Below are 21,639 nucleotides of genomic sequence, written 5' to 3'. Positions count from 1 at the left end.
CTAGTCCTTTTTCTTAGGCTTTGGTCCAAGGAACTGATAAAAATAAGTCTTTATCATTCCATTATAAATCTTTCTGTTTTTGTCTGCTTTTTTGCCAATATCTCTTGGAGCATTTTCATAGCTGGTAATTACAAACATAGACCAGCTATCAAGTGCCTTAAAGGAATCTCCAAGCTTTCCATAAATCTCTGGCAAATCCTTTTTATCCTCCAAACGCTCTCCATATGGAGGATTTGTGAGAATAAAACCAAATTTCTTTGGATGACGCAAAGCACCGACATCTCTAACCTGGAAATGAATCATATGATCCACACCTGCCTGCTTTGCATTAAGACGAGCGATTTTGACCATATCAGGATCAATATCAAAGCCCTGTAAATCGCACTCCACCGAGGTGTCAACATCAGCTCTAGCCTCGTCTAAAACATCCTTCCATAAATCTGTATCAATAATATTGTCCCAATCCATAGATGTGAATTCGCGATTAAGTCCTGGAGCAATATTTGCAGCCATCATTGCTGCCTCAATAAGAAATGTACCTGAACCACAGAAAGGGTCCACCAATATTCTGTCTGGACGCCATGGTGTTAGCTGAATAAGCGCCGCAGCCATAGTCTCTGAAAGTGGAGCCTTGCTGGTGTAGGTACGATAACCTCTCTTATGAAGAGGAGTACCTGTAGAGTCCAAGGTGACAACAACGTCATCCTTTAACAAGAAGATACGAACAGGGTATTCGGAGCCGTCCTCCTTAAACCACTGGGTATCATAATATGTCTTCATGCGCTCAACCATTGCTTTTTTAGCAATGGACTGAATATCTGTAAGAGAGAAAAGCTTGCTCTTTACAGAGGTTGCCTTTGTAACCCAAAACTTACCATTTTCAGGAATATATTCCTCCCAAGGAAGAGCTTTAATCCCCTGAAACAGCTCCTCAAAGGTGGTGGCATGAAAGCGGCCCACCTCAACAAGAACACGTTCTGCAGTACGAAGGTGAATGTTTGCGCGGCAAATAGCCTCTGCATCACCAGTAAAGGTTACTCGACCATCAGTAACCTCTGTAACGTCGTATCCCATATCATATATTTCTCTTTTTAAAGGAGCCTCTAAACCAAAATGGCAAGGGCAACTAATTGTGAAAATCTTTGGCATATTAAAATTTCTATCTCTTTCTTTTATTACTTATACTTAACAAAAATATCTTATTATTTATCACCAAGCACGTCAAATAAATTGACTGTTCTATATTTCAAAAATGTGAAAAATTTCTGAAATATTTTCTTGCAAAGGGGTATCATCTATATTATAATCCTAAGCGTGGACGGAGTTTCCCGCCCACGCCCTTATTAATTATTTATACTCCCCTCAAAAAGACCGAAAACTCGGTCTTTTTCTTTTGCATTAATTTTTCAAATCCTCAAGTGTCTCTTATACCATATTCAAATACAGTTTCCATATTATTACATTTTTTAAAACTACTTATGAATTATATTATACACGTTTTCAAAATGATGTCTAAATAAAAAGGACTACAAAATGTAGCCCTTTGTATATATTCTATTACTTAAAATGAGCTAGCGCTTCCGCAAATCTAACCTCATCAAATGGCTTAATAACAAAATCCTTAGCTCCAGCCTCTATTGCCTCGATAACGTAACACTTTTGGCCCATGGCACTTACCACCAAGATCTTGGCATCTGGGTCGAATTCCTTGATTTGCTTAATAGCATCGATGCCGTTAGAACTACGACCGACAGTATGTCCGTCAACTGTCATGGTGATATCCATCGTAACTATATCAGGTTTAAGCTCCTTGTACTTGGTAACAGCACCATCACTACAATCTGCTTCGCCAACTACAGTGAGACCATTTCTTTCTACTTCGCCTCTGACTACAGCTCGCATGAACTTGGAGTCATCAACTATAAGAACTGTCTTACCCACCGTGCATCCTCCTCTTATGAAACAAATCAATTTGGAAGTGTAGATATATTATACCACATGAAGTGGTGCTAAAATTATGAAACTTCTGTTAACTCTTTGTATACAAAAGGCTAACAGATACGTGGTAATCCTTCACCTTGAAGAATATCCAAGTATCTTTGGCCGCCAATTTCGGTGTTCATAATAAGAGTACCTGCGTCTGTATCCTTTTTAGGAGCGCAGATTTTGCCTATTATACAGGCATTTTCACCATATTTGCAGCTTCTTATTATTTCAACAGCCTTAGCTGCATATTCCTCTGGAACAATAGCAACTAACTTCCCTTCATTTCCCATGTAAAGAGGATCCAATCCAAGAAGCCCACAGAAGGATTGAACCTGTGGAGTGACAGGTAGCTTTTCCTGTTCTATACAAAAAGACAGCCTGCTAGCCATTGCCAATTCTTTAAGAACCGTTCCCAGACCTCCCCTAGTAACATCTCTCAAAACATGAACTGGAATTTCTTCTTGGATTAAAGCTGTCACCATATCTTGAAGAGGTGCATTGTCACTTTCAATAGAATTTTTGATATTCATGCGCTGGCTTAAAATAGCAGCATGATGATCCCCAACATTTCCTGAGACTATAATCGCATCACCAGGCTTAGCATTTTTTGCCTTTATATCCACAGACTTTGACACAAAGCCAACGCCTGCCGTATTTATATATATTCCACCATTGCCCTCAATAACCTTTGTATCTCCGGCAACGATTTTCACTCCAGCTTCCTTTGCAATATCCGCCATGGATTTTACAATTCTTCGTAAGGTAGGTATATCAGCCCCCTCCTCAAGAATGAACCCGCAGGTAATATATTTAGGGGTGGCACCTCGCATACACAAATCATTAACCGTTCCGCATATGCACAGCCTTCCAATGTCTCCTCCCGGAAACTCCAAAGGAGTTACCACAAAGCTATCAGTGGTCATTGCAATTGTGGCATCCCCAGGAACCACCGCAGCATCCTCCATCTCCGAAAGCACATCACTATCAAATTGTGACTCAAAAATTTCTCTAATCAATTCACCTGTTGCACGGCCGCCTGAGCCATGCTCCATACAAATCTTCTCCATAATTAATACCCTAATCCGCAAATTCTAGTCCGCAAATCCCTACATTAACAATCATTAGTAACTCTCTGCTCGACTAACACGTCTCGCAGTAGAGTTCTAATAGATTGTTAATTGGAATTTGCTCACTTAAGACTTTTAACATTTGAATATATCAGTAATTAGAATTTGCTCATTTATATTTTATATTTATCTAATTAATTCTTGCTCAGATATACGCTGTTACATGCCCCTTCCTCTGAGACCATGCATGCACCAGCTGGATTTGATGGGGTGCACGCAGTGCCAAACAGTGGGCAATCGGAAGGCTTTGCCTTACCCATGAGAATTTCTCCACATCGACATGCCTTATTCTTTTTGTTATCCACATCAAGCCCCATACTTCCAGCATCAAACTGTTTATAATCATCCTTAAGCAACAAGCCAGAACCTGGAATTATTCCCATTCCACGCCACGCAACGTCTGCAGCTTCAAAGTATTTATTTATCTGCATCTCTATGACAGGATTTTTGTCTTGTTCCACAACTGAGGTATAGAAATTCTTTACAGAGCTATCACCGTTTATAACCATCTGAACCAAGCCATAAATAGCTACCACCAACTCTTTAGCCCCAAAGCCTGACACAGCAAAAGGAATCTGATACTTCTTAGCCAAGTCATTAAAGTAATCCGCACCTGTAACAGCACTCACATGGCCCGGAGCAATAAAACCATCAATCCTTGCACCATTATCACACAGATATGAAATAGCCCCTGGCATAGTCTTTAAGGCTGTAAGCAATCTGATATTATAAAGCCCCTGCTCCACTGCCTGATCTAAAAGCAAGGTGTATACCGGAGCTGTGGTTTCAAAACCCACCGCCGCAAATACGTATATACGATATGGATTATCTTTCGCAAGCTGCAGCACATCCATAGGCGAATAAACCATCTCCACAGAACCGCCACGTCCCTTAGCAGCATTCAAGCTTTCTTCACTACCAGGTACCCTTAGCAAATCCCCAAAGGTAACCACCGTAGTATTTTCCTGCAAACTAAGCTCAATAAGCTTGTCAATATATGCCGTAGGCGTTACACAAACCGGACACCCTGGCCCAGACAAAAGCTCTATCTTATCTGACAACAACCCACGTATTCCATGCTTCGCAATAGCATGAGTATGACTGCCACATACCTCCATAAGCCTTATAGGCTTCCCATCATAATTTCGTAAAAAATCTACAAGCTCTGCTATTTCCATTAAGCCTCCAGACCTCCCATCAGCTCAATAATTTCTTCAGCCTCCGACTTCTTCAAGGTCTGAATAACACAGCCTGCATGAACCAAGGCATAATCGCCTTCCTTTATATTTACAAGACCTGCATAAGCTTCCACTTCATTCCCATTGAAATCCACGGTAACCTTGCCATCTTTTATCTTCTTTACAAGTCCTGGAATTGCCACACACATTACATTTTTCCCCTAATCTTTGATATAATTATTCAACAGTATTACTATACTACATTTGACATGTTTTGGGAGGATAAAATGCACGAACTAGCAGTGACAGAATACGTTTTTAACCTTGTAAAAAAACAGGCTGACGCAGCGGGCGTCAACCATGTAGACAAAATCCACCTCCTCTTAGGAGACCAGTGCGACTACGTACCCGAAATCATCGAACAATACCTTCAGGTCATGAGTGAAGGCACCCCCTTAGCCGGAGTCAAGGTGGACGCCACCATCAAAGAATCCACCGTTCTCTGCACCGACTGCCGTTCCACCTTCACGCGACACCAGTTCTCGGACCGCTGTCCAGAATGCGGCAGCTCCAACCTTAAGCTCCAGCGCTGTACCGACTTCATCGTAAAAAACATCGAAGTAAGCTAAAGTTCCACGCAAACCTGCGGCTCCTGACTCTTTCCTGGGGCCGCTTTTTCTATGCCCACTCAGCTTTCCAAAGTCTCCCGCCTGCCCCGCCCCAGCCCCGGCACCGACCAATACGGCACACCTGTTATCATCATTTGAGCGAAACGTTAGGTTTTCTTATTCCTGCAATTTGAGCTTTTGTGAGTGTACTTTCATTGGTGTTGCACTTTGAAGCTACTGTATGTATTGCACAGACACTTATGAATTCAAACAATGCGCCCCATCAGGATATATAACCATCAGTTGCTTCCATACTCCATTTGCTAAGTAGAATTAAAAAAGCAGGTTTTGAATGTATAGTCACCGTGGCACATTCAACATCGTGTCTCAAGTGACCACTGCAGCCGCCTTCCTAGCGGCTGCTGCCTATACATACAAAACCTGCTTTTTATTCTACTAAGCGCACTCCAAATTCCAGCAGCTGATGGTTATATATCCTGATGGGGCGCATTACAAAAAATAGTGTGTGTCTGTGCAATACATACAGTAGCGATAAAAGTGCAATAAATTGAAAGAACACTCACTAATAAAAAAGCGAAAAGCAGGAATTAGAAAACCAACGTTTAGCGATTGTGATAACAGGTGTGCCGTATTGGTCGGTGCCGGGGCTGGGGCGGGGCAGGCGGGGGTAAAAGGACGGCGAGTGGGCATAGAAAAAGCGGCCCCCTTGAGATATCAAAAGAGCCGCAGGTTTGCGTGGTTTTATTTTACGTCGTAGTAGATACGAGATTCAGGCGGTACAGATTCGGTGATGAAGGTTGAGCCGCCGATGATGGAATCGTGTCCGATGACGGTGTCGCCGCCAAGGATTGAGGCGTTGGAGTAGATGGTTACGTTGTCTTCGATGGTTGGGTGACGACGAACTCCACGAAGGTTTTGGCCACCTCGTGTAGAAAGGGCACCAAGTGTTACGCCCTGGTATACCTTTACGTTTTTGCCGATGATGGTAGTTTCACCGATTACGATACCTGTGCCGTGGTCAATGAAGAAGTATTCACCAATGGTGGCACCAGGATGGATGTCGATACCTGTGTTGGAATGAGCATACTCAGTCATAATACGTGGGATGATTGGCACGCCTAAAAGGTAAAGCTCGTGAGCCAAGCGGTATATTGTAATAGCAAGAATACCTGGATATGCAAAAATGATTTCGTCGATGCTGGTGGCAGCAGGATCTCCATCATAAGCAGCAGCTAAGTCAGTATCAAGAAGGGCTCTTACGTGTGGAATTCGCTTAAGGAATGCTAAGGAAAGCTCCTCAGCCTTAGCAGCACAATCATCATCGCAGCAATTGCAGTAATCTGCACTGTAGCAAAGAATCAATGCAATCTGCTTGTTAAGATTGTAAACTACATCCTCCATAAGGGTGTTAAGGTTGGTCTCAACATTGTACACCTTGTATACGTGATCACGATAGTAGCCAGGATAAACAATACGAAGCAGCTTCATTGTGATGTCGATGATGCTGTCTTTGTTTGGCTGATGGAAGGTATCCATCTTGTCTATAGCTCTGTCTGATTTGTAATCTTTAATAAGTTCTTCAGTAATCTCGAGGATTTCCTGCTCTATTTTTTTGCCATCCATGATTAATTCTCCTGTCAGTTTTCGTTGTCTTCCTGCCGGCAAAATATGTCTGCCAACTAGAAACATTAAGATGGTACTAGTTTAGCACATAAAATTATTTTTTTACACAGAAAAAGACTCCCAGTTGTCTGGGAGCCCTTGTATTTTAGTTCTACATTCTAAGATATTCCATTCCCTTTAATACTTCCTCTGGAACAGTTCCACCATTTTTTTCAACCTTGTCTAGCTGGGTCTTCAAATGATTTAACGCCTGACTACACTTAATCTCATGACGAGAAATTACCTGCTCGTACATAGGATGGTTAGCAACCTTTGAGCGATATGGCTTTGAGAAGGTACAGTGCTTGTTTAGAATATTTCGCTCAGGCTTGTTCAAACGAATACTTCCTTGGGCCTCAAAATTAATCCAGATGGTGTACTGCTTGGTAAAGGCTTCACGCATATTGTTACGTGATGATTTAAGAAGAGTTTTAACCTTTTCTTTATTCTCAGCAGAAAGTTCCTTGTTCTTTCTGTAGAAGGTAAAGTAGTCGTAGAAATCAGAGGTGAGACATTCACTTCCAATATCATTCCATCTAGGGCCTTGCTCCTTACGGCAAATCTCCCAACGGAAGGCACCACAGCAGTAAATCATGAGCTTATCAAGATCGTCGAAGGTGAACATCGGAAATACGAATCTACCTGGCGAATCCACCTTGATACCACCACACTCCTGCCACATCATGGCACGCATACCACAGTTTGGAAGAAGAATAATATCTGGCTGAACACGTTTTGGATAAGCCTCACTCTTTACGTTGGCTTCCATATCTGTGAAATATGCTTCTCGAAGGAATATCTGATAATCCACTGATTCTATTTTTTCCATGGCTTCCATAAGCTTTGCGTTGGTAAGAAGCATTCGCATAGGCTCCGCGCCAAAGTCCTCCTTGGTGAGAACAGGACAGAAGGAGGTCATTTTTCCTGAGGTGGTTCTGTTTGCAGATACGAAGAAATTTGTTATCTCAAACTTTACCTTCTGCTCCTGGTCATTCATCCAAGTTGGCATATCTGCCTCAGAAATATTTCCGTTTTTGCGCTCCTCTAAAACAAAGCCTCGATAGTCTAAGTCCAGCTCGTTTCTGCTTGGCTCTCTGTCACCGGCATAAACCGCCCTAAGCCAGGTATAAATAGTAAACAAATTCTCCGAGTGACATAATGTATCTAATCTGTCTACCAAATCAGCCAATTCATTTGTCAACTCATCCCCCACTGCATTGTAATCAATATATCCAAAGTTCAGGAACATGCGGACAATTGTATCCAACTCTCCTCCGTAGGCTTCCAATTCAAGGGCTCTAAAGAAGATTTTCATGTATAAGTCGTAGAACAAATCAACAGCCTTCTTACGAGCCTTTCGCTCCTCATCATCCTTACCTTCACGGTCATCAAGAGCAAGATATGCATCAAGCTGTTCTCTATATTCTGCTGTCTTCTCCTCTTCAATTTCAGCAAATTCGCAAAGGTGCTCAAAGGTCTGGGTAAACTCTGCCTGCTTTTGCATTTTGGCCTCATCAAAGGATGCTGCTGTAGCTGCAAAGTCATGGCTGTCATACTCCTGCCAACGTTCCTTTAAAAGCTTCTTGTCATATATTCCAGACTGAGACAGGAACTTGTAAAGCATCTTCATAAGCTTAATTACATTTTCCTGATCAGCGCCTCTTTGAGCAGCGTATATACGAAGATTGAAAATCTGCTCAAACATATCACCCTTTTCAGGTGCAAGAAGAATTGGAGTAAATTCCTCCAAATAAAAGCCCATAGTTTCAATAGCTTCAATAGCACGCTTCATATAACCACAGCTTATTCCAATAACACCTGTGGCTATTTCAGTTTTCGAACCATATATATTCTCTATTTCTTTGTTATCAACAGAATTAAGGCTGTCAATATAGTCGTGCTCCCACTGTAAAATCTCTGAATCCAATACTAGCGGTTCCAGTTCCTCTAACATAGGATTTTCTTGAATTTCAGCACCTATAGCACGGCACTGCTTTTTATATTCATTGTTGATGCCTCTACAATAGTTAAGGAAATCATCAACCTTCTTTTTATTGTCATCATAAATCTTGAAAACATCTCGGCACTGTCTAAAGGCGCCCTTAGAAAAGCCGAAAATGTAGACTGGCTGAGCCTCAAAAATACCTCCAAAATCAGCCACCGTCTTGTAAGGGCATTTAATAACCATGGCATCCTCGGCCACCACATAATCAGCCTCATACTCATGGTTCAGAGAATCTGAAAGTCCAGCAATTGTACCTGGTCCAAGCATCAAATGCTGTCCCCTCCAAATCTGTTCAATAGCACCAGTGACGATAACATACATGCTATCAACTGGGTCCCCTTCATTTATTAGCTTTTGTCCCTGTTGAATGTTAATAGGTTCCACAGTAAATTCCCCCAATTTACACAGTTACCAACGAAGCACTCTTTATGTCTTAATCCCTATTTTTACTTAGATTAAACCACACTATAATTATAAAATTGTCAGAAAATTATGTCAATTAACTGTAAAAGAATTCACAAAAATATAAAGATTCCCACTGGCAGAAGGATATTCTACCGGCAGAAATCTTTTCTAATTAACAAATATCTATTTTTCCATGTATGCCAAAAAAGCCTGGCCCAAACAAATACTACCGTCTCCTGAAGGAAGTTGATTTGATATGTAAACCGTAAATCCTTCTGACTCCAACAAATCGATTGTATACTCCAAAAGGATTCTGTTTAGGAAGGTTCCTCCCGATAAAACTATAGTTGTAATTCCTGATTTCAAAGCAATAGCTTGAATATATTTTCCAACAGCCTGAATAAATCCCTTTGCAATTTTCTCTCTTGGTATCTGATTTTTCATAGCCTCAGCTATCCCTGCAAATAGCTCTGCCACATCACCATCCTCGCCAAGGGATAAGGCATATGCTTCTCCATTATTTCTTGCTGCTATATTTTCCAGTTCAACCGGAGCCTGCCCTTCATAGGAGTTGTAATGACATATATCAAGCATAGCAGATACTGCATCAAACAAACGTCCCATGGAAGTGGAGGTTACAGTGTTTATATTATTATCTATAGCTGCATAGATTAGCTCCTTATTAGGATTTATATCAAAGGCCTCAAGGCCAATACTATGTAAAAATCCTGAAAGGATAGTATCACAATTCTTTGCCCCTTCATCACCACCAATAAGCTTCAATGGCTTCAGGTGTGCAACTCGTTCCATATTGCTTGTTCCACGCCATATAAAAGCTTCGCTCCCCCAGATGTTTCCATCCTCACCATAACCTGTACCGTCAAAGGCAAAGCCAAGCACTGGCTCTGATAATCTGTGCTCAGCTATAACCGCAGCCACATGTGACTTATGATGCTGATAACAGCTAATAGGAAGATTCAAATCCTCCGAAAGCTCCTTAGCCATATTTCTGCTAAAATAACCAGGATGCAAGTCAGCAGCTATATACTTAGGATTGAAGCCAAAGATATCCTTCATGGCTGTCCTTTCCTTTTCATAGAAGTTTTGACAGCTAACAGTTTCCATATCTCCTAGATACTGGCTTACATAGGCATACCCGTTTTGCACATAACAAAAGCTGGATTTTAAATCTCCCCCTGCTGCAAATATCTCATCCATTATATCCGTTGTCAGTGGACTTGGCACATGGCCTCTTCCTCTTCTGATAAACTGTTGTCTTCCCTTTACCACCTTCATTACAGAATCATCGGAAGGTCGAAGGATAGCCCTGTTATGACCAAGCATAGCAATTTGAATTTCCTCTGGAATATCTCCGGAAGCCACACGCCCTTCAAGCCATAATCTCATTCTATCGTTATCTATTTCTAGCACATCTCCGCTGGCATTTCCACTGGTCATAACAAGAGGACCGCAGATTCTTGTCAATATTATTTGCACAGGGTTACATGGAAGCATTGCCCCAATATCTGGACTGTTAAGACAGACAGCATCTAAACTATCACCACCAACCTTTTTTCTTCTAACCAGAACTATAGGTCTGGCTGGTGATTCTAAAAGCTCAGCTTCCTGCTGATTAACCTGGCAATACCCTCGAATCTGTTCTAATTTCTCAAACATTACAGCAAAAGCTTTTGCCTCTCTGTGTTTAAGAATTCTAAGGGCTGATACGGACCTTTCTGCAAAAGGATTACATGCCAAATGATATCCACCAATATCCTTTATAGCCAGTATTCCCCCATCTTTTAATATTTCACAAGCCCTTGATAATTCTGGACCTAAATCGTTTTCGTTATATATATCCACAGAGTTATCAACTTTTCCACAAGTCGTAACATTGTCAGTATTTTTGTCTTTTATTCTGATAAATTCCAATTTTGGTCCACAATCTTTGCAGGCAACAGTCTGAGCATGTCTTCGTCGGTCCTTTTTCCCAGTATACTCAGCCCTACACTGTGGGCACATTTCAAAATCCTCCATTGTGATTGTATCCCTGTCATATGGAAGATTTTTAAGAATAGAATATCTAGGGCCACAGATAGTACAGCTTATAAACGGATGTAAGAAGCGTCGATTACGAGATTCAAAAAGTTCTTCCTTACAGCTGTCACAAGTAGCTATATCCGCTGGAAGCATGGGTAAATTAGAAGCTTCATCAAAATCCGACTCAAGGATGTAAAATCCTGGCGCAAACTCTGTCGGAGAGGACAACTCATCCACATCAATTGCGCTTACAAAGCCACCTGTAGGTACCTGATTAGATAACACTTGAAAAAACTGCTGCAAAGCCTCTTCTGATCCCGAGGCCATAACAGTCACAATTCCACCAGTGTTTCTTACCCATCCATCAAGCTTTAATTCCTCTGCAATTCTTGCCACAAAGGGACGATATCCAATTCCCTGAACCAGCCCCTTAATAACGTATTTATTAGTCATTACATTATTCCCTAATCCCGTTTATTTATACATCTCATTTAAGATTATATTATTCATTTCATTACATAATTCTATCATATTACTCCCGTGGACGTTTAAATAATTATTCAAAAATAAAGTTTGAACATTCTCGTAACATTCTTTGAACATTAATGCAAAATCAACATTTATAAAGATTGACTTGATATAATTTTGATGTATGTTGTGAAAGTTGTATCCAAATGCCTATGAAGGGATTTACAACATGAAAAAATACAAGTATAACGCCAGTGAATTAAAACTAATTGAAAATATCAGTATACCTTTGGGTGTCTACCAGTTTATTAATAAGCGGGTAGTTACTATTGCTCTGTCCAATGGCTTTAGAGAGCTTATTGGTCTTGATACCCTTGAGGAAACCTATGAGTTTATGAATAAGGACATGTACAGATATGTTCATCCAGATGATATAGCTGAGATGGCTGACGCTGCTGTACGTTTCGCATCTAAAGATGAAGAATATGACGTTATTTATCGCCAGAAAAAAGGTGAGGATTATATTATTGTCCACGCAATAGGCACACATGTAATTAAAGAAGACGGCACCAAGCTTGCTGTAATCAATTATGTAAACGAAGGAGTTTACAATACAGATAACAGCGACATTGCCTTAGGTTTCAATCTTATTCACAATAAAAGCTTTCAAAACAAAAAGGGCATGGGCAATTTAAGCTATGATTATTTAACAGGCCTTCCAGATATGAACTACTTCTTTGAATTGGCAGAAGCCTATAGAGAGGAAGCAATCAGTGAGGGGCACGAGTTATTGATGATCTTCTTAAATCTAAACGGCATGCAGGCCTATAACCAGCGCTATGGTTATACTGCTGGCGACGCGCTCATTAAAGAAGTAGCCCACCTTCTGTCAAGAACCTTTGGTAACTACCATTGCTGTAGAACAACCTCAGACCATTTTGCCTGCTATACAGAAAAGTATGGTTCACAAAGGTTGCTTGAGCAACTTTTAGAAGATTTCAAACACATTAACGGGGGACAGAATTTACCTGTACGAATTGGTATTTATGATACAAAATATGGCCTTGTTGGACCTGCAACTGCAACAGACAGAGCCAAGATTGCCTGTGACAGCTGTGGCAATATCTTTGAGTCCACAATTGCGTATTTCGACGAAGCTATGCTCAAACGATTTGAGGATAGACGCTACATTTTTGAAAATATAGATAAAGCAATGTCGGATGGTTGGATAAAGGTTTGTTATCAGCCGATTGTGCGTACCTCAAATAGCAAAGTATGTAACGAGGAAGCCCTTGTTAGATGGTATGACCCTGAAAAAGGATTAATCGAACCAAATGATTTTATTCCTATTCTTGAGGATGCTAAAATTGCCTACAAGCTGGATTTATATGTAGCTAAACAGGTTATTATCAAAATAAAAAATCAAGAGAAGTACGGCTTTGGTGTTGTGCCAAATTCCATCAATTTATCTCGTACTGATTTCTATTCCTGCGATATTGTAGAGGAAATAAGAAAGCTTGTGGATGAGTCAGGTGTAGACAGAAGCAATATTGCCATCGAATTAACCGAGAGTGTCATTATGGATGATACTGAGTTTATGCTTACTCAGGTTAATAGGTTCAGAGAGTTAGGTTTCAGCGTATGGCTTGATGATTTTGGAAGCGGCTATTCCTCTCCTGACTTGCTACAAAAAATCCACTTTGATGTAATCAAACTAGACAAATCCTATATTGATCAGCTTGATCATAGTGAAGATAGTAGAATTATTGTTTCAGAGTTGATTAGAATTGCAAAAGGTCTCGGTAGTGAAACTGTCGCAGAAGGCGTTGAAACAGATAGATCCATCGACTTCCTCAATGAGGTTGGATGTACACTGCTTCAAGGCTTCTACTATAGTGAGGCTTTACCATTTTCTGTAATTATTGATATTTACAAAAAAGGTGCCAAGTTTGCCTTTGAAAATCCTAACGAGGCAGAATATTATTCCACCATCGGAAATATGGATTTATACGATTTTTCCTTCTCTTTATCTGATGGGGATGATAATTATAACGGTTTCTTTGACACAATGCCAATGCTTATCGTAGAAGTTGTAGATGATGAAATAAGCCTCTTAAAGAGCAACAAGTCCTACAAACAATTTATAAAGAATTATTATCCTTCCTTTGTTAGCAATACCGATGGGTATCTAAAAGGTACTAACGATATAAACTTCTTCAATGCTGTTATAAAGTGCAAAGAGGATGGTAAACCTGTAATTGTAGACATAAGAGGAACCAAAAATGATGTAGTTCATCTTTTCATAAGAAAGGTTGCTAGCAATCCTGAAACCGGTGCTGTAGCACTTTCCGTTGTTATACTTGGATACCTGGACAATGACTTAGAGCTTAGACACAAAGATGAGTTAGAAAGAATTAAACAGGAAAGACAAACCTATTCTAGAGTTACCTCTCTTACTGGAGATTTCATTTGTATATTTGCAGTGGATATTGAAACTGACCACTATATCCGCTATGTCCTAGCAGATGATTACAAATATTTAGGTCATGAGAATGAGGGTGACGACTTCTATGAATACTTCCGAATAAAGTCCTTAAAGAATGTTTTCATTGACGACATCGAGAACTTCCTGACACTATTTACTAAAGAAAATGTTCTTGAAGCTATTAAGACAGAAGGTATTTTCTCGCTTAACCTTAGATTAATATACGAAGGAAGCCCAAGATACACCTGCATAAAGGCAACGGTCCTTAATGAGGAGCTAGGCCCTCAGCTCATTCTCGGTCTTGTGGATATTGATTCTCAAGTTAGAAAAGAACAAAGCTACCACAAGAATCTTGCAGAGATGAGTAAAGCTGCTAACTCCGATCCATTAACAGGTGTGAAGAATAAGCATGCCTATATTGATGCTGAAGCGAAGTTAAACATCCTAATAGAAGAAAAGACGAATACCGATTTTGCAATAATAGTATTCGACTTAAATGGTCTGAAGGAAATAAACGATACTCTTGGTCACCATGAGGGCGATCGATACATTAAAGAAGGTTGTATGCTCATATGTAAGCAATTCCAACACAGCCCTGTATTTAGAATAGGTGGCGATGAGTTTGTAGCTATTGCTCAAGGCTCTGATTACAACAAGCTAAATGAGCTTATGGCTTCCTTTAGAGAAAAAGTTCTTGAGAATCAGCGCAAAGGGCAAGTTGTTATAGCCTCTGGATACGCAAGATACGATGGAGAAAGACGCGTATCAGATGTCTTTGACAAGGCCGACAAAGAAATGTATTACGATAAAAAAGCCCTAAAAACTAAAGTATACGCATAAACTAAGAGCCTATTACCATACTCCGCTAGTTACGGCTACAAGCCTTAGTATTTCTCCGTTCAGCTATAGAAAGCTTCACTTGAGAAATCTAAGAGCTTGATGCCTACTAGCTCACTTAAGATTCTGGGTATAGTAATAGGCTTATTTTATGCTTTTTATCCTACGATTGTGACGGTGTAGGGGTCGCGGGTTTTGCCGCAGGTTTTGGGGGTTCGTAAGGAACCTCCACCATATATACGAATTTTTCTGGACCAGGCTCTTGATAGCCCGGTGTAATACTCAAGCACTTCTTTGGGCATTTTTCGGTGCAGTATCCACACTGAATACAATCAAAGCGATTTATACTCCAGGTCTTGCCTGCTCTATCCACCTTGATTGCCCCTGGTGGGCAGCTGCGCATACACATACCACACAAAATACAGCTGTCTTTGTCAATATCCACATGACCTCTTGTACGCTCAGGGTACTCACGTGGTACAAATGGGTATTGAGTTGTGGCTGGCTCAGAAAATAGATTCTTGAGTACTTGCTTACTAAATGGTAAAAACTGTCCCATAATCTTCTCCATAAATTCCGCTGGTTACACTAACAATTCCTACTACTATTTTTTCATCGTTTTCACTATACTCTCAAAAATAGCAGTAGAAATTGTTAGCTACCAGCTAGTTTATTGAAATAATAAAAAATACTTATTAGCAACATTGTTAACGCTCTGTACAGCTAATACATGGGTCTATAGTTAAGACGAGTAATGGTACGTCGCTGTATTGGCAGCCCTGGAGGGTTTGAGCTAGGGCTGGGATGTTGGCGAAGGTAGGTGTTCGTACACGGAAGCGATCCAAGAATTTTGTTCCGTTTGCTCGCACGTGATAGAAGGCCTCCCCTCGTGGCTGCTCCACTCTTATAATAGATTCCCCATTAGGCATTCCCGTAACCTTTGTATTAATCTCCGTATCAGGTATCTTTGCTACACATTGTCGAATAATATCAATAGACTGGAAAATCTCTCCGATTCGCACCTCACATCTTGCATAGGAATCACACTTATTAGAGGTAATCACCTCAAAGTCAATATCGTTGTAGGCGCCATAGCCGTTCTTTCTCATATCAACATTGATTCCTGACGCACGCATCATAGGACCAACTGCACCTCTTCTGATTGCATCCTCTCCACTAATTATACCTATATCCACAAGACGACTCTTTACTGTGTAGTCATCTAAGAAGATGGCTGTAGTCTCTCGGATTTCCTTTTCCATTTCATCAAGCTGGCGGACAAAATCCTTTAGCATATCTGCTGGCATATCCTTTAATACACCACCGATAGTGTTTACAGAAAAGATAACTCGTCCACCTGTAGAGGCCTCAAACATATCAAGAATCTTTTCGCGAAGTCTCCATGAGTGCATAAACAATGATTCAAATCCAAATCCATCTGCCAATAGACCTAGCCAAAGCAAGTGGCTGTGAAGTCTACTCATCTCACCCCAAATAGTTCTGAGATAATCAGCACGTCGTGGGACTTCTACGTTCATAATATCCTCCAAAGCCATGCAATATGACATGCCATGCATAAAGGAGCATATACCGCATATACGTTCCGCAACATACACCATCTCGTTGAAATCTTTTTTGCTAGTAAGGCTTTCTAGTCCTCTATGTACAAATCCTATTGATGGTATTGCCGCCAAAACCTTCTCATCCTCCAGCACCAAATCCAAATGAACTGGTTCTGGAAGAACTGGATGCTGTGGGCCAAATGGTACTACACTTCTATTCCCCATCGTTCTTTTCCTCCTTTTCAAGGAATGGTGTCTCTACGTCTATACGATATAGCTTGTCATGGAAATCCTGCTTGATGTTTTCAACATGAAGGCCCCAAAGCTCATGCATTTCGTTTTCGTAGTAGATTGCTGATTTGTAAACACGAGAGATTGAAGGAACCTCCTCCTCTCTTTCAGCAATCAATCTGTAATTTGCTAATTCCTGTCCATTGGCAAAGGAGTAGGTGATTTCAAAATGGTCCTCTGCCTTGGGATATGAACAGCAAATCTGGCAAAGTCTCCAAAGAGCATTTTTCTTTTCCATAATGATATTCAGAAGCTCTGCCTTATCTATTAAAAATAAGTCTGTCTTTAATTCCTGCATAACTATTATCTTCCTCCTTGGGTCTCAACAAAAATTGAAACCTATATCTTTAAGCCTTACTCTGAGCTGCCAGAGCTGCTGCCTTTTCCTTGAAAAGACCAATTCCCTTTACTACACCGTCGATTATTGACTCTGGTCTAGCAGCACAACCAGGAACGTATATATCTACAGGAATAACTGTGTCTGCGCCACCCTTTATGTTGTAGCACTCCTTGAATATTCCTCCTGTACACGCACAGGTTCCAACTGCAATAACCACCTTTGGCTGAGGCATTTGGTCGTATATCTGCTTAACCACTGCTTCGTTTTGGGAGTTAATTCCTCCAGTTATAAGAAAAATGTCTGCATGCATTGGATTGCCTGTATTGATTACACCAAATCGCTCTACATCGTACACTGGCGTTGTGCATGCCAATACCTCTATATCACATCCATTGCAGCTGCTTCCGTCATAATGAAGCAGCCATGGAGATTTATGTATCTTAGCCATGTCCTACCCCCTAATTATCTCTAGCAAGAATAAATTCATGCCTGCTGCAACTATTGTTGTTCCCCATGCAAGCTTTAACATAAGCTGCCATTTTACTCTTGCTGATGTGTTGTCGATGAGAATCTCAAGGAACCATACCACAAGTATGGCAATAACTGCTCCAATTACTGTCAGGATATTGCTGCTGACAAAGAACAATCCTACGATTCCAAGAAGAATAGCATTCTCATACCATTCTGCAATTGTTACCATTGCGTATTCCTTACCAACCATTTCAGAGGTAACGCCCTTGATAACCTCCTGATGTGCATGATGGCTTGTAGAAATATCAAATGGTGACTTTCTAAACTTTATAGTCAGGATAAATACAAAGCCTACAAAAAATCCTGGTAAAAATCTAATGTTTGCAACTGGACTTTTTGTAACAATGTCTGACACTGTAAAAGTGCTAGTTGCAAGATAAAAACCTACTGCCACGAGAAGCTCCATTGGCTCACACGCCATAATCTGTACAAGCTCTCGTGAGGTACCCTGTGATGCAAAGGGTGAATGTGTCGCGGTGGATGCAAGAATCAAAAACATTGCAGCTGTTGAAAGTGAAAAAATAACTAACAATAAATCAAAGCCTGCAAAGAAAATAATTCCTGATAATACGATGAAGCAAAGATAAGAACGAATTAAAAATAATTGCATCTTATTTGCTGTCAAAAATTCTTTTTCAAATAACTTCTTTAAATCAAAAAATGGCTGAAGCACTGATGGGCCTCTTCGGCCCTGCATTCTTGCGGAAATCTTTCTGTCGAAGCCATCTAATAATCCAATCACAAAGGGTGTCAGTACCACGTAGAGGACGGCAAATAAAACTCTAGTCTGAATTGTCATTGTAAAGCACCTCCCACTACGATAATTAGGTAAACAACAATTATGAAGGATGAAATAAGAATTGCTGGAGTGAATAATTTCTTTTCACCCATCAAATCTTCCATATAGAAATTGGAAATATCCATCTCTCTTGGGTCTCCTGTTGCGGATACAAAATTGAAGTTATCTCCTGCATTTGCACCGCCCATATATGTTATGACCTTCTTGCCCTTCTGGCCCTTTGTCAAAAGATAATTGATAAACGGAATTACGAATACGCCGCAAAGAAGAACAATCATAATTACCATGTTTTCATAGGAAATAACCTGCTTAACCACGCCAAACATATCATTTGAAAGAGGCTTAAGCACATGCTCTGAAAGCCATGGGAAACCAAGTATAAGAGAAATCATCATAAAAGCATGGAAGAACATTGAAATATACTCATTCTTCTTTGTAAGATCTCTGGATTTTTCCCTTTTTGACGCTCCAAGGATTTTCGACATCCACTTTGTCCAGTAAAACATTGTTGTAGCCGAACCAAAGCAAATGAACATAACCATCAGTGTGGAAACATAAACTGAGCTTGTGTCGATGAATGCCTTGAGCGCTGCCCACTTTGAAATAAGCATTCCAAATGGAGCAAGGAACATTCCTGCAATACCCACCATAAGGATGAAGGCTAGCTTAGGGAAGATGCTCATCAAGCCCTGCATATCCTCCACATCACGGCTTCCAATTGTTGTTTCAATAGCACCTACACACTGGAAAAGCATTGACTTTGAAACAGCATGGAAAATTACAAGGAATACTGCAGCCCAAATGGTTTCCTCATAACCACAACCAGTACATGCAACTATAAGTCCAAGGTTTGAAATAGTCGAATAAGCCAAAACTTTTTTTCCATCTGATACCGTAATTGCGAAGCAGGATGCTGCCACAAAGGTAAATCCTCCTATCAACGCAACCATGTTTCCTACATAGTTATCTGCCATCGCTGGTGAAAGTCTAATAAGCATATAAACACCAGCCTTTACCATTGTTGCACTATGAAGAAGTGCTGATGAAGGTGTTGGCGCAACCATGGCACCAAGGAGCCATCCAGAAAATGGGAACTGGGCTGACTTGGTAAGTGCTGCAAAAGCTAGCATTGCTATTGGTAGCAAACAAAGCATTTTGGTTGGTGTCTTTACTGCTGCAGCAATCAAAGTGTAAAGATTTGCTGTGTTGAAATAGATAATTCCAACAGAAATAGCCACTGCAAGACCGCAGCCACCAAGTAAGTTCATCCATAAAGCCTTGAAAGAATTATTAATTGCTTCATCTGTGCGGGTATATCCTATTAAAAGGAAAGATGTAACAGATGTAATTTCCCAGAAGAAATATAATCCTAGAAGATTTGCAGATGTAACCAGACCAAACATTGCTCCGAAGAACACAAATATCATTGAAAGGAAGAAGCTTCTTCTATCAGTAACTTCCTTGTGATGATGAATGTGAAAGCCATGCATATAACCAACTGCATAAACTCCAATAAGTGAACCTACAACACCAATAATCAGAACCATAATGAAGGTGAGCCAGTCAAAACGCATTGTTGGTCCCGCTGGAAGCTCTGGTCCAAACTTTTCTAAAATTGTAGGTACCACAGTAGATATAATCGAAAGGAATGCGATTATTAATCTATTATGTTTGTATGAAAGATATGTGATAAAACACATTAAGAAAATATCGCCCCACAAGAAGATTTCTCCAAATGCTTCCTGATATGGTAGACGAAAATCCAGTGTCTGGCCCCCTGCCAAATACCACTGAATCGCAGTGAAGACTGAAAGAACCATAACGATTCCGCAGCCTAGATAGACGGTAAATGCCCTGCGCTTCGAATTATGAATCACGGCAGGCAATATCGCCCAGAGAAATGGAAAGCAAATCAATGCTGTCACTAATACTTCCATTATTACTCCCTCCTATTACATTATAAAAAATCCCTCTCCGTTGCCCCTTTACCCCCAAGAGACAACATAATTACTATACCACACTTTTACCATAATGTTATCCTAAAAATTGCTTTTTTACAGTAATTGTGCACAACCACCTATGATTACGCTAGCTCTCAAGCTCTATATAAAAAAGGCTTGGGGACCACACAGTCCTCAAGCCTAAATAATTATTTTTTCGCCTCAGCAATTTCCTGCTCTAACCAAGCAATAACATCGTCCAAGCCCTCTCCAGTCTTTCCGCTAACAAAGAAGATCTTTGCATTTGGGTTTAGCTTCAAAATACGCTCAGTAACCTTTTCCTTACTAAAATCGAAATACTCCAAGGTATCTATCTTATTAATAAGCACCACGTCGCTTATCTCGAACATGAGAGGATACTTCAAAGGTTTATCATCCCCCTCTGGCACAGAAAGCAACATCAGGTTCTTATTTGCTCCAACATCGAACTCCGCCGGACAAACAAGATTACCAATATTCTCAAGAATCAACAGATCAAAATCCTTAGTGTCATACTCCATAAGCGCACGACTTGTCATATCCGCATCAATATGGCACAACCCCATATTATGAATCTGGATTGACTGTACCCCTGTGGCATCAGCCACCCTCTGGGCATCAATACTAGTCTCGATATCTACATCCATCTCACCGATTTTGTATCTATCCTTCATTCTGTTAATAATTGCAGAAAGCGTCGTTGTCTTTCCTGAACCTGGCCCCGACATTACATTCAAAAAGAATGTCCCCTGAGCCTTCATCTGAGCACGTATATTCTCAGCAGCCTGCTCGTTTTCAGCAAATACGCTCTCTCCAATCTCAATTACTTTTACTTCACTCATCACTTATACTCCTACTCTAAACCCGCTTCGCCCTCACAAAGCCTACCCCTATTATACCCCATTCCCATCACTATTCCCACCCTCCAGTTTAGCCCCTTCCAACGCTCCCCTGCCCATTAAATCAGCCCCCGCGTTACGACCTCCCTCTATTAATTCTGTTCACAGCTACACCTGCTGCTACACCCGGGCCCGCCACCTATGTATTAACAGTGTCAATGAATTTGTATTTTCTAAATGCTACACTGCGCTTTCTTTATTGTAGGTGTCTTTTATATTCATTGCACTTTGGGTGCTACAGTATGTATTTCTCAGACACACTCTATTTTATGTAATGCTTCTCCTCAGGGGATATAACTATCAGTTGCTGGAATTTGAAGTGCGCTTAGTAAAATAAAAAGCAGGTTTTGTATGTATAGGCAGCAGTCGCTAGGACGGCGGCTGCAGTGGTCACTTGAGACACGATGTTGAATGTG

The 21,639-nt window shown here is 40.6% G+C and carries 17 protein-coding genes; 2 read left to right on the top strand and 15 right to left on the bottom strand.

All coding sequences use genetic code 11. The annotated features are described in order from the left end of the window. From BLR54_RS12415 to BLR54_RS12395, 5 genes are all read right to left on the bottom strand, one after another. Entirely contained in the window at nucleotides 1–1,149 is a 1,149-nt protein-coding gene (locus BLR54_RS12415; protein WP_090421558.1) for a THUMP domain-containing class I SAM-dependent RNA methyltransferase, read from the bottom strand. A gap of 408 nt (nucleotides 1,150–1,557) precedes the next feature. Continuing rightward, nucleotides 1,558–1,941 carry a response regulator gene (locus BLR54_RS12410; protein WP_090421556.1) on the bottom strand — a complete coding sequence of 128 codons (384 nt, stop codon included), beginning with the start codon at nucleotides 1,939–1,941 and terminating at the stop codon, nucleotides 1,558–1,560. Nucleotides 1,942–2,051: 110 nt separating this feature from the next. Continuing rightward, nucleotides 2,052–3,053: a hydrogenase expression/formation protein HypE gene (gene hypE, locus BLR54_RS12405; protein ID WP_090421554.1), complete on the bottom strand. Its 1,002-nt coding sequence runs from the start codon at nucleotides 3,051–3,053 to the stop codon at nucleotides 2,052–2,054. Nucleotides 3,054–3,247: 194 nt separating this feature from the next. Continuing rightward, a complete protein-coding gene (hypD, locus tag BLR54_RS12400) occupies nucleotides 3,248–4,291 on the bottom strand; it encodes a hydrogenase formation protein HypD (protein ID WP_090421552.1) in 1,044 nt (347 codons plus the stop codon). After that, the gene (locus tag BLR54_RS12395) at nucleotides 4,291–4,500 is read right to left on the bottom strand and encodes a HypC/HybG/HupF family hydrogenase formation chaperone (protein WP_090421550.1); all 210 of its coding nucleotides are present in this window, start codon (nucleotides 4,498–4,500) and stop codon (nucleotides 4,291–4,293) included. Before BLR54_RS12395 ends, hypD begins: the two co-directional genes overlap by 1 nt. A 78-nt stretch (nucleotides 4,501–4,578) precedes the next feature. On the opposite strand from BLR54_RS12395, the gene BLR54_RS12390 reads away from it, so the two are divergent. Continuing rightward, nucleotides 4,579–4,920, top strand: a complete 342-nt coding sequence (locus tag BLR54_RS12390) for a hydrogenase maturation nickel metallochaperone HypA/HybF (protein WP_176761945.1) — start codon at nucleotides 4,579–4,581, stop codon at nucleotides 4,918–4,920. Between the two features lie 741 nt (nucleotides 4,921–5,661). On the opposite strand, the gene BLR54_RS12385 is transcribed toward BLR54_RS12390, so the two are convergent. The 3 genes from BLR54_RS12385 to hypF all read right to left on the bottom strand — a co-directional run bounded on the left by BLR54_RS12385 (nucleotide 5,662) and on the right by hypF (nucleotide 11,485). Then, on the bottom strand, nucleotides 5,662–6,543 hold the full coding sequence (locus tag BLR54_RS12385; RefSeq protein ID WP_090421546.1) for a serine O-acetyltransferase: 882 nt from the start codon (nucleotides 6,541–6,543) through the stop codon (nucleotides 5,662–5,664). 151 nt (nucleotides 6,544–6,694) lie between these two features. Further along, nucleotides 6,695–8,971, bottom strand: coding sequence for a cyclic nucleotide-binding domain-containing protein (locus BLR54_RS12380; protein WP_090421543.1), 2,277 nt, complete (start codon nucleotides 8,969–8,971; stop codon nucleotides 6,695–6,697). Nucleotides 8,972–9,175: 204 nt separating this feature from the next. Further along, nucleotides 9,176–11,485: a carbamoyltransferase HypF gene (hypF, locus tag BLR54_RS12375; RefSeq protein ID WP_090421540.1), complete on the bottom strand. Its 2,310-nt coding sequence runs from the start codon at nucleotides 11,483–11,485 to the stop codon at nucleotides 9,176–9,178. A 244-nt stretch (nucleotides 11,486–11,729) separates the two neighbouring features. Between hypF and BLR54_RS12370 the strand changes: the two genes are divergently transcribed. Next, nucleotides 11,730–14,825: a sensor domain-containing diguanylate cyclase gene (locus tag BLR54_RS12370; RefSeq protein WP_090421538.1), complete on the top strand. Its 3,096-nt coding sequence runs from the start codon at nucleotides 11,730–11,732 to the stop codon at nucleotides 14,823–14,825. 160 nt (nucleotides 14,826–14,985) lie between these two features. Here BLR54_RS12370 and BLR54_RS12365 read toward each other — a convergent pair whose 3' ends face one another. From BLR54_RS12365 to hypB, 7 genes are all read right to left on the bottom strand, one after another. Then, nucleotides 14,986–15,381, bottom strand: a complete 396-nt coding sequence (locus BLR54_RS12365; protein WP_090421536.1) for a 4Fe-4S dicluster domain-containing protein — start codon at nucleotides 15,379–15,381, stop codon at nucleotides 14,986–14,988. 148 nt (nucleotides 15,382–15,529) lie between these two features. Continuing rightward, complete coding sequence (locus BLR54_RS12360; RefSeq protein ID WP_090421534.1) at nucleotides 15,530–16,609, bottom strand: hydrogenase large subunit; 1,080 nt, start codon at nucleotides 16,607–16,609, stop codon at nucleotides 15,530–15,532. After that, on the bottom strand, nucleotides 16,599–16,973 hold the full coding sequence (locus BLR54_RS12355; RefSeq protein ID WP_090421532.1) for an NADH-quinone oxidoreductase subunit C: 375 nt from the start codon (nucleotides 16,971–16,973) through the stop codon (nucleotides 16,599–16,601). The genes BLR54_RS12360 and BLR54_RS12355 overlap by 11 nt, the downstream gene beginning before the upstream one ends. A gap of 49 nt (nucleotides 16,974–17,022) precedes the next feature. Next, nucleotides 17,023–17,463 (bottom strand): NADH-quinone oxidoreductase subunit B family protein, encoded by a 441-nt coding sequence (locus BLR54_RS12350; protein WP_090421530.1) that lies wholly within the window; start codon nucleotides 17,461–17,463, stop codon nucleotides 17,023–17,025. Between the two features lie 3 nt (nucleotides 17,464–17,466). Beyond that, nucleotides 17,467–18,345 (bottom strand): NADH-quinone oxidoreductase subunit H, encoded by an 879-nt coding sequence (locus BLR54_RS12345; RefSeq protein WP_090421528.1) that lies wholly within the window; start codon nucleotides 18,343–18,345, stop codon nucleotides 17,467–17,469. Next, the gene (locus BLR54_RS12340) at nucleotides 18,342–20,282 is read right to left on the bottom strand and encodes an NADH-quinone oxidoreductase subunit 5 family protein (protein ID WP_090421526.1); all 1,941 of its coding nucleotides are present in this window, start codon (nucleotides 20,280–20,282) and stop codon (nucleotides 18,342–18,344) included. The genes BLR54_RS12345 and BLR54_RS12340 overlap by 4 nt, the downstream gene beginning before the upstream one ends. A gap of 212 nt (nucleotides 20,283–20,494) precedes the next feature. Next, nucleotides 20,495–21,166, bottom strand: coding sequence for a hydrogenase nickel incorporation protein HypB (gene hypB, locus BLR54_RS12335; protein ID WP_090421524.1), 672 nt, complete (start codon nucleotides 21,164–21,166; stop codon nucleotides 20,495–20,497). Nucleotides 21,167–21,639 lie beyond the last annotated feature (473 nt).

The organism is Pseudobutyrivibrio sp. YE44, assembly GCF_900104335.1.
Lineage (GTDB): Bacteria > Bacillota > Clostridia > Lachnospirales > Lachnospiraceae > Pseudobutyrivibrio.
Note: the sequence above shows the minus strand (reverse complement) of the source record. Positions and strands in the feature narration are given on the sequence as shown.

What these genes read in the sequence shown, in the direction of transcription:
- BLR54_RS12415 (WP_090421558.1), bottom strand. Translation starts at nt 1,149, where the DNA reads ATGCCAAAGATTTTCACAATTAGTTGCCCTTGCCATTTTGGTTTAGAG.
- hypE (WP_090421554.1), bottom strand. Translation starts at nt 3,053, where the DNA reads ATGGAGAAGATTTGTATGGAGCATGGCTCAGGCGGCCGTGCAACAGGT.
- hypD (WP_090421552.1), bottom strand. Translation starts at nt 4,291, where the DNA reads ATGGAAATAGCAGAGCTTGTAGATTTTTTACGAAATTATGATGGGAAG.
- BLR54_RS12395 (WP_090421550.1), bottom strand. Translation starts at nt 4,500, where the DNA reads ATGTGTGTGGCAATTCCAGGACTTGTAAAGAAGATAAAAGATGGCAAG.
- BLR54_RS12390 (WP_176761945.1), top strand. Translation starts at nt 4,579, where the DNA reads ATGCACGAACTAGCAGTGACAGAATACGTTTTTAACCTTGTAAAAAAA.
- BLR54_RS12385 (WP_090421546.1), bottom strand. Translation starts at nt 6,543, where the DNA reads ATGGATGGCAAAAAAATAGAGCAGGAAATCCTCGAGATTACTGAAGAA.
- hypF (WP_090421540.1), bottom strand. Translation starts at nt 11,485, where the DNA reads ATGACTAATAAATACGTTATTAAGGGGCTGGTTCAGGGAATTGGATAT.
- BLR54_RS12370 (WP_090421538.1), top strand. Translation starts at nt 11,730, where the DNA reads ATGAAAAAATACAAGTATAACGCCAGTGAATTAAAACTAATTGAAAAT.
- BLR54_RS12365 (WP_090421536.1), bottom strand. Translation starts at nt 15,381, where the DNA reads ATGGGACAGTTTTTACCATTTAGTAAGCAAGTACTCAAGAATCTATTT.
- BLR54_RS12360 (WP_090421534.1), bottom strand. Translation starts at nt 16,609, where the DNA reads ATGGGGAATAGAAGTGTAGTACCATTTGGCCCACAGCATCCAGTTCTT.
- BLR54_RS12355 (WP_090421532.1), bottom strand. Translation starts at nt 16,973, where the DNA reads ATGCAGGAATTAAAGACAGACTTATTTTTAATAGATAAGGCAGAGCTT.
- BLR54_RS12350 (WP_090421530.1), bottom strand. Translation starts at nt 17,463, where the DNA reads ATGGCTAAGATACATAAATCTCCATGGCTGCTTCATTATGACGGAAGC.
- BLR54_RS12345 (WP_090421528.1), bottom strand. Translation starts at nt 18,345, where the DNA reads ATGACAATTCAGACTAGAGTTTTATTTGCCGTCCTCTACGTGGTACTG.
- BLR54_RS12340 (WP_090421526.1), bottom strand. Translation starts at nt 20,282, where the DNA reads ATGGAAGTATTAGTGACAGCATTGATTTGCTTTCCATTTCTCTGGGCG.
- hypB (WP_090421524.1), bottom strand. Translation starts at nt 21,166, where the DNA reads ATGAGTGAAGTAAAAGTAATTGAGATTGGAGAGAGCGTATTTGCTGAA.